This is a genomic window from Pseudonocardia sp. NPDC049154 (assembly GCF_040648315.1).
Classification (GTDB): domain Bacteria; phylum Actinomycetota; class Actinomycetes; order Mycobacteriales; family Pseudonocardiaceae; genus Pseudonocardia.
The window spans coordinates 1-6,425 of record NZ_JBEZDN010000219.1; the positions used below are offsets into that span (position 1 = coordinate 1).

A 6,425-nucleotide genomic window follows, 5' to 3' on the forward strand; every position below is an offset into this window, starting at 1 on the left:
CGTGATGTCCTCGGCAGCGACGACGACGTCGTCGGCATCGACGAACTCGACCCGCACCGCCTTGTCCCGGTCCACGGTGCGGCCGACCTCGGTGAGGCCGGACCCGCTGGGCCGGTGGACATCGCCCCACTGCTGCAGCGCCGCCAGCACCAGCCGCATCTCCCGACCCGCCTGGGTGAGCTCGTACCGGGGGCGGGCGCGACGCCCGGGCTCCTTGTACGACTCCTTCGTCAACAGTCCCTCGTCCACCAGCTTGGTCAGACGCTGGGCCAGGACGTCGGTCGCGACACCGAGCAGTTCCTGGAAGTCGGTGAAGCGCGACACTCCGTTCAGCGCCGCTTCACACAGGATCCGCAAGGTCCACTTGTCCCCGACGATGCCGAGCACGCGGGCGATGGTGCAGACCTGCTCGTCCTCCGGCCCGGAGGCCGCCACCCCGTGCGTGGCGGTCTCGTCCACAGCTGCTGCGACCGGCGTCGTCATGCCTTCGACGGTACAACCCCGCCACGACACGAACGCTCGATTCCGATCGGGAGGCTCACCATGAAACCTGCGACGGCGTTCGCTCGGCTCCACCACGGCCCGACGCCGCTGCTGCTGCCCAACGCCTGGGACGTCACCTCCGCCCTCGCGTTCGCCCGTGCCGGCTACCCGGCCGTCGGCACCAGCAGCTTCGGCGTCGCCGCCTCCGATGGTCGCCCGGACGGCGGCCGCGCCACCCGCGAGCTGAATCTGGCCCTCGCCACGGCCTTGCAACGCCTGCCGATCCCGGTCAGTGTGGACATCGAGGACGGCTACCACGACGACCCGGGCGCCGTGGCCGACTATGTCGCAGACCTCGCCCACGCCGGCGCCTCGGGCATCAACATCGAAGACAGCACCGCCGAGGCGCTCATCGACCCCGCGCGGCACGCCGCGAAGATCGCCGCGATCAAGGACCGCTGCCCGGCAGTCTTCCTCAACGCGCGCGTCGACACCTACTGGCTGGGCCAGGACGCCACCCCGGAGCACACCCTGGCCCGCGCCGAGGCCTACATCCGGGCCGGTGCCGACGGCGTGTTCCTGCCAGGCCTCACCGACCCCGCGATCCTCCGCGAGGCCACCCGAGAACTGCCTCTGCCGGTCAACACCCTCGCCGTCCCCGACCTGACCCTCGACCAGCTAGCCGACCTGGGCGTCCGGCGCGTCAGCACGGGGTCGTTGCCCTACCGAGCAGCGATCCACGCCGCCCTCGACGTCGCAGCGGCGGTCCGCGACGGCCGCACCCCACCCCCCGGACTCCCCTACTCCGACCTTCAGACCGCCCTGGTCGACCACACCACGAAGTGACCCCGGATGCCCGAGCTCCCCGAAGCCGAGTCGCCCGCACCGTCATCGAACGATCCGCTCTCGGCAGGCGCATCGTCGACGTCGACGACTCCGACTGCTACGTCTGCCGCCCGCACAGCCCCGGCGAGCTGCGCCACGCACTGGTGGGCGCGACGCTCCGCACCGCTCAGCGTCGGGGGAAGTCGCTGTGGTGCCCGCTCGACACCGGCGGCATCCTCGGCGTGCACCTGGGCATGTCCGGCAAGATCGTCATCGCCACGGCCGACGGCACCGAAGTGGACGGCGGTGACAACTGGGAGTTCGGACGCCCACCCGGCGACTACCGACATGCCCGGTTCTCCCTGACCTTCCGTGACGGCGGAACCCTGCACCTGATCGACCCGCGCCGACTGGGCCGCGTCCGGCTCGACCCGCCTCTGGACGACCTGGGCCCCGACGCCGCCGACATCGACCTCCCTTGTTTCCTGTCGGCGCTGGGGTCCGGCCGGGCTCCGATCAAGGCTCGACTCCTCGACCAGCATGCGCTCGCCGGCATCGGAAACCTGCTCACCGACGAGATCCTCTCCCGGGCCGGGCTGAACCCTGCTCGGCCGGTCCACTCGCTGTCCGACCGAGAACGAGCCCGTCTCCACGAGTCGGTCGTCGGCACGGTCGAGGATGCACTGAACGGAGGCGGCGTCCACACACTTCCCTCGGTATCACAACGCCACGACCGCGGCCGATGCCCACGCGACGGGACGACGCTCCTGAGGTCCTCCGTCAGTGGGCGCACGACCTTCTGGTGCCCCCGGCACCAGGTCGCACTGCAGCCTCCACCGCTCAGAGGCGGCCATCTTCGGCACGGCCGCGGCAGTGATGCCCTTCCGACATACAGCGCACCCCGGTCACCGGCGCCGCCCACGGGGCGAGTCCCGATGCATCGGGGGCGGGAATGAACAGGGCCAGATACCTGCGCCTGGCTGGAACAGTCGTTCCGGCCACGACGGTTCGTGGCCAGGCGCCGACGTCATCCAGGAAGCTTCCGCGCCCCGGCCATCGAGTGTGGCGCGAGGGTCAACGTCACCGACAATGTCAAGGACTGCCCGCCAGTTGCTGACCTCCTGGACCGTCGACACGAAGCGCCCAGACGACTTCGTTCTGGACCAACCCGTGGTTGAATCCGCCGGACAGAGTGGACGTGTGCCTTCCCAACTCGAGGCGGAAGGGCTTGTCGAATCGGTCACGTATCCTCTGGATCAAGACCAGACTGTCCCGCTATGTCCTGGACCGCAACTGACTCAGCGATCCAGCTACCCCGCCTGTTAACGCGACACGGCGGATTGACGAGGTCTGCACAACAGACCTGAACGGGACAGGTGAACGTCAGCGGCATAACCGTGACGGGGAAACGGCGGCACGGTGGACGATCGACCTAAGTATTTCGCTGAAGGCCACTCGGCAAGATGAAGTATTTGGCCAGTCAGGCCTTCCGGCGCAAGTTCCCCGAGATCGCCGCCGCATTATGAAACACTTCGGATTAGCAACTGTATGTCATATTTGCTCCGGTGACTGACGAGAAGAAGACAGCCGGAAAGCTGAGTCGGGCAATCCAGTTGATAACTTGATTGTCAGTTACAGTCCCGGGGCTGGAAAAGCGTGGAAACGTGAAGAGAGCCGTTCCATTGCGGTCCAACAAAACAAGACGTACGACGACCCAAGCATCTCCGTCATCGGTTGAGAAGAATCTTGACAACAACTCTGCAGTCCCGTCGGAGCGAAGTCTGAGGGTTGGGCCCTTGTCGAGGGTGCCGCCTATAAGGCCGGACAGCTTGCAATCGCCACTCCTGAGAGGGGCGCCCCACATGAAGTCGGCAGTTTGAAGCGCACGGGTATCTAACTTTTCCTCCGGCTCCGGTTCGTCTGTCGATGCGCTTAGAACTTCGCCTCGTTTGGGCATGGTAACAACGGCCTCGGTTTCAGCGGTCTCACCGTTGTTTGACTGTGCCTCATCGGTCATCATGATCCCCCGTGATGTGATTTGTCGCTGTCGCCCCTAGAAAGTGGATCAGACTAGACCCCGCCCTCGACGCCCGCCACGGTCCTGACCTGTCCAAACCGTGACATCGAGCTGGCCGCACGTACAAGAGGAGTAGTCCCGCATCACCTGTTTAGCTTGTAGCCTAGACGAAGGGACCACCCATTTGGACGCAGTGATAGCAGGAATCCCTCCGAAACTCCGGGTGCGAAGCCTTCCGCCCTATCGCCGACCGGTGCCGCGCCCGGGTCGCCACCGACGGCCCGCTCACCGCCGCCCCGCCTCCTGGAGGCCGACCGGGTGTTCCGCCTCGCGGGCAGCGACGACCCCGCCCTCCAACTGTTGCTCACCCACATCGGCCGTGGATCGTGATCCACTTCGACGACCTGGAACGGGTCAGTCCCTGACCATATCTGCTGGTCAGGGACCGATTCTGTGCTGTGCGCCCGAAGGGATTCGAACCCCTAACCTTCTGATCCGTAGGTGGGAAGGTGCTACCAGCATGTCCGGCGACCGGCGGGTAGGCCGGAACCGCGAGCGACTTTCTGGGCACCAGAGGCACCGCTGCGCAGCAGTTCGTGGATCAGTCAGTGGATCAAGATCGTCCGGCCGGACGACGCGGACGTGGAGGTCTCGAGGCCGCGGCAGGGGACATCACATCAGTTGATCAAGTACGCCTACCCAACGCCGCTCACCGCTCGCCATCATCGACCCGCACTCTTGTCCAGCCGTCATGTAAGCCGCAAGGACTTGCCGAGGACGCCCTGGCTCGTACAGGCGCCGGCGCTCAAGCCGGTCGGCGGATGAGCCGTCACTACCCACATTGCTACCGCGGCTGCAGCGCTCAGTCTGGAGATTCTCGTCGTGGCGACATTCTTCTCCGGGCGGCGCAAACACGTCAAGTAAGCCACGGAATCATTGGCCGTCGCCCACTTCGAATTTGCGAACGTCAGCTACGCGGCCGGCCAACGTTCCATGAGCACCAGAAGCTGCTTTGGGCTGACACCTCCAAATCCATCATCGCAGCAGGGCCCCAGATCGGGACCCTGAGGCCCCTAGACGGGCGACATCCTAGTAGTCCATACCCCCCGCGTTCGCTGAGCACGGACTCCTACAGAACCACCGATTATCGGCGTCGTGCTCCTCAGCCAGTCGAGAAGGCCGTCGCCAGCCGCCGTGGAGGCATGAAGCCCGGCGAGGAGGACACCGCACTGAGGTACGCATTACGAGAAAGTGTGTCGTCGCGCCGGGTACAGGCGGGCGGGGATCGCGATCGGTGCGGGTGCCGACCCGGCGAACCGGCCTGGGGGCGTCGGAGGCGGGGTTCAGGCCACCTCGGGTGTCGAGGCAGCCTCGTGTTGGTCACGGTAGCGCTGTTCGAACTCGGCGGGCGGGACGTAGTCGAGCGCGGAGTGCAGCCGGGCGGTGTTGTACCAGTGCACCCACTCCGCGGTCGCCTTCTCCACCTCGGCCCGCCCGCTCCACGAGCGGGGGTGGCGCTCGATGAGCTCGGTCGTGAACAGCCCGATGGTCGACTCCATCAGCGCGTTGTCCAGCGCGTCGCCCACGGTCCCGATCGAGCCGGCGATCCCGGCCTCGCGCAGGGCCTCGGTGAACGCCACAGACACTTACTGCGACCCGGCGTCCGAGTGATGCACGAGCCCGGTTGCGGTGAACTCGGCATTCGCCCGTCTGCGGGTGCACAGGGCCTGCTCGAGCACGGACAGCACCAGCGGCCGTTGTCTTCGTCGTGGTCACCCGCCAGCTGAGGATGCGCCGGGAGTAGACGTCGGTGAGCAGCGCGACGTAGCAGAACCCGGCCGACGTCCACACGTAGGAGAAGTCGGCCACCCACCACTGGTCCGGCCGGGTCGGCGCCGACCAGGCTCGCTGTAGCAGGTCCGGGTGCCGCTCGCCGGTTTCGGTCGCCCGGCGAGTGGTGATCGTGGTGTGCGTGCCGCGCACCGCTGCGCCCAGCCCGGCCAGCCGCATCAGCCGGGCCACCCGGTCGCGGCCGAGCCGCAGTCCGGCGCGGCGGGCGGCGTGCCAGAGCTTGCGGCGGCCGTACACCACGGTTGGCGCGATGCAGGTCGACCAGGGCGTTCGCCGTGTACGCGTCGGCCAGGACGCGTGTCGACACTCGCGCCTGCGCCGTCGCGTAGTAGGTGCTCGGGGCGATCTGCGTGCCGTGCGTGGACAACACCCGGCAGATCGGCTCGACCGGAGAAGCGGCCACGATGGGCGTCGATGTAATCGACGATCACCGCAGTCGGCGGTCGAGCTCCGCCCGGGCGAAAACGCGGACGCGGTCTTGAGGATTTCGTTCGCCCGGCGCAGCTCGGCGTTCTCCGTGCGCAGCCGAGCGAGCTCGGCGGCGTCGTCGCTCGTGATGCCGGCGCGGACGCCGCTGTCGATCTCTTCGCGCTCCACCCAGTTCCGCAGCGTCGCCGGGTTGATCCCCAGCAACTCGCCGACGGCCTTGCGGGCGGTCAGGTTCGACTCGCCGTACTCGGCCAGCCGGTCCTGATACATCCGCACCGCCCGGTCCATCGTCTCCGGGTCGTACTTCCTCGGGCAGGCACCGCGCCAGTCTCCTTGCCAGATCAGCGCCTCCGCCAGACCCAGGCCGGTTCACGACCCACGACCCGCAGCTACGCCACGCGCCGCCGCGCGCAGGGCAAGACCGACCGCGAGATCAAACGCTGCCTCAAGCGCTACATCACCCCGCCAGCTCTACCGCCAGCTCGAGAACCCCCCTCACGGCTTGACGCTCCATAGGAGCGTCCGTCGGCGAGCAGGCACTGCTCGTGGTGGCGCATCTGCGCAAGGGCGAGACCTACGCCGAGCTCGGTGCCGGTCACGGGATCGGCACGACCACGGTGTTCCGCTATGTCCAGGAGGTGATCGAGGTCCTTGCTGCCCTGGCCCCAGGACTGCGGGCGTCCTCATCCACACCGGCTGACGCCAAGTGGAAAGCGCTCATTACTGGCTCTTCCGGGAATGGAGTGCAGGTGAGGGCGTGACCGACCGCGGGAGTCGGGTCGTGTCGCTGCGCTGAGGCGGGCCCCGAGAAGTTGATGAT

At 67.3% G+C, this 6,425-nt stretch carries 4 protein-coding genes, 2 pseudogenes and 1 other annotated feature; of the genes and pseudogenes, 3 read left to right on the forward strand and 3 right to left on the reverse strand.

Features of this window, described 5'->3' with window-relative positions; translation table 11 throughout:
* Positions 1-483: helix-turn-helix domain-containing protein (locus AB0B41_RS42305; protein WP_358212776.1), on the reverse strand; the 483-nt coding region annotated here is incomplete at its 3' end.
* Between the two features lie 60 nt (positions 484-543).
* Between AB0B41_RS42305 and AB0B41_RS42310 the strand changes: the two genes are divergently transcribed.
* On the forward strand, positions 544-1,329 hold the full coding sequence (locus AB0B41_RS42310; RefSeq protein ID WP_358212777.1) for an isocitrate lyase/phosphoenolpyruvate mutase family protein: 786 nt from the start codon (positions 544-546) through the stop codon (positions 1,327-1,329).
* Positions 1,326-2,264, forward strand: coding sequence for a DNA-formamidopyrimidine glycosylase family protein (locus AB0B41_RS42315; protein WP_358212778.1), 939 nt, complete (start codon positions 1,326-1,328; stop codon positions 2,262-2,264). The genes AB0B41_RS42310 and AB0B41_RS42315 overlap by 4 nt, the downstream gene beginning before the upstream one ends.
* A 581-nt stretch (positions 2,265-2,845) precedes the next feature.
* Here the strand turns inward: AB0B41_RS42315 and AB0B41_RS42320 are convergent.
* A complete protein-coding gene (locus tag AB0B41_RS42320; RefSeq protein ID WP_358212779.1) occupies positions 2,846-3,328 on the reverse strand; it encodes a DUF6294 family protein in 483 nt (160 codons plus the stop codon).
* Positions 3,329-4,668: 1,340 nt separating this feature from the next.
* Positions 4,669-5,893, reverse strand: a pseudogene (locus AB0B41_RS42325) (IS3 family transposase).
* Positions 5,514-5,645 (reverse strand) — a sequence feature (AL1L pseudoknot). It overlaps the preceding pseudogene by 132 nt.
* 245 nt (positions 5,894-6,138) lie before the next feature.
* Between AB0B41_RS42325 and AB0B41_RS42330 the strand changes: the two are divergent.
* Positions 6,139-6,279, forward strand: a pseudogene (locus tag AB0B41_RS42330) (transposase family protein); the annotation flags it as partial.
* Positions 6,280-6,425: the final 146 nt, after the last annotated feature.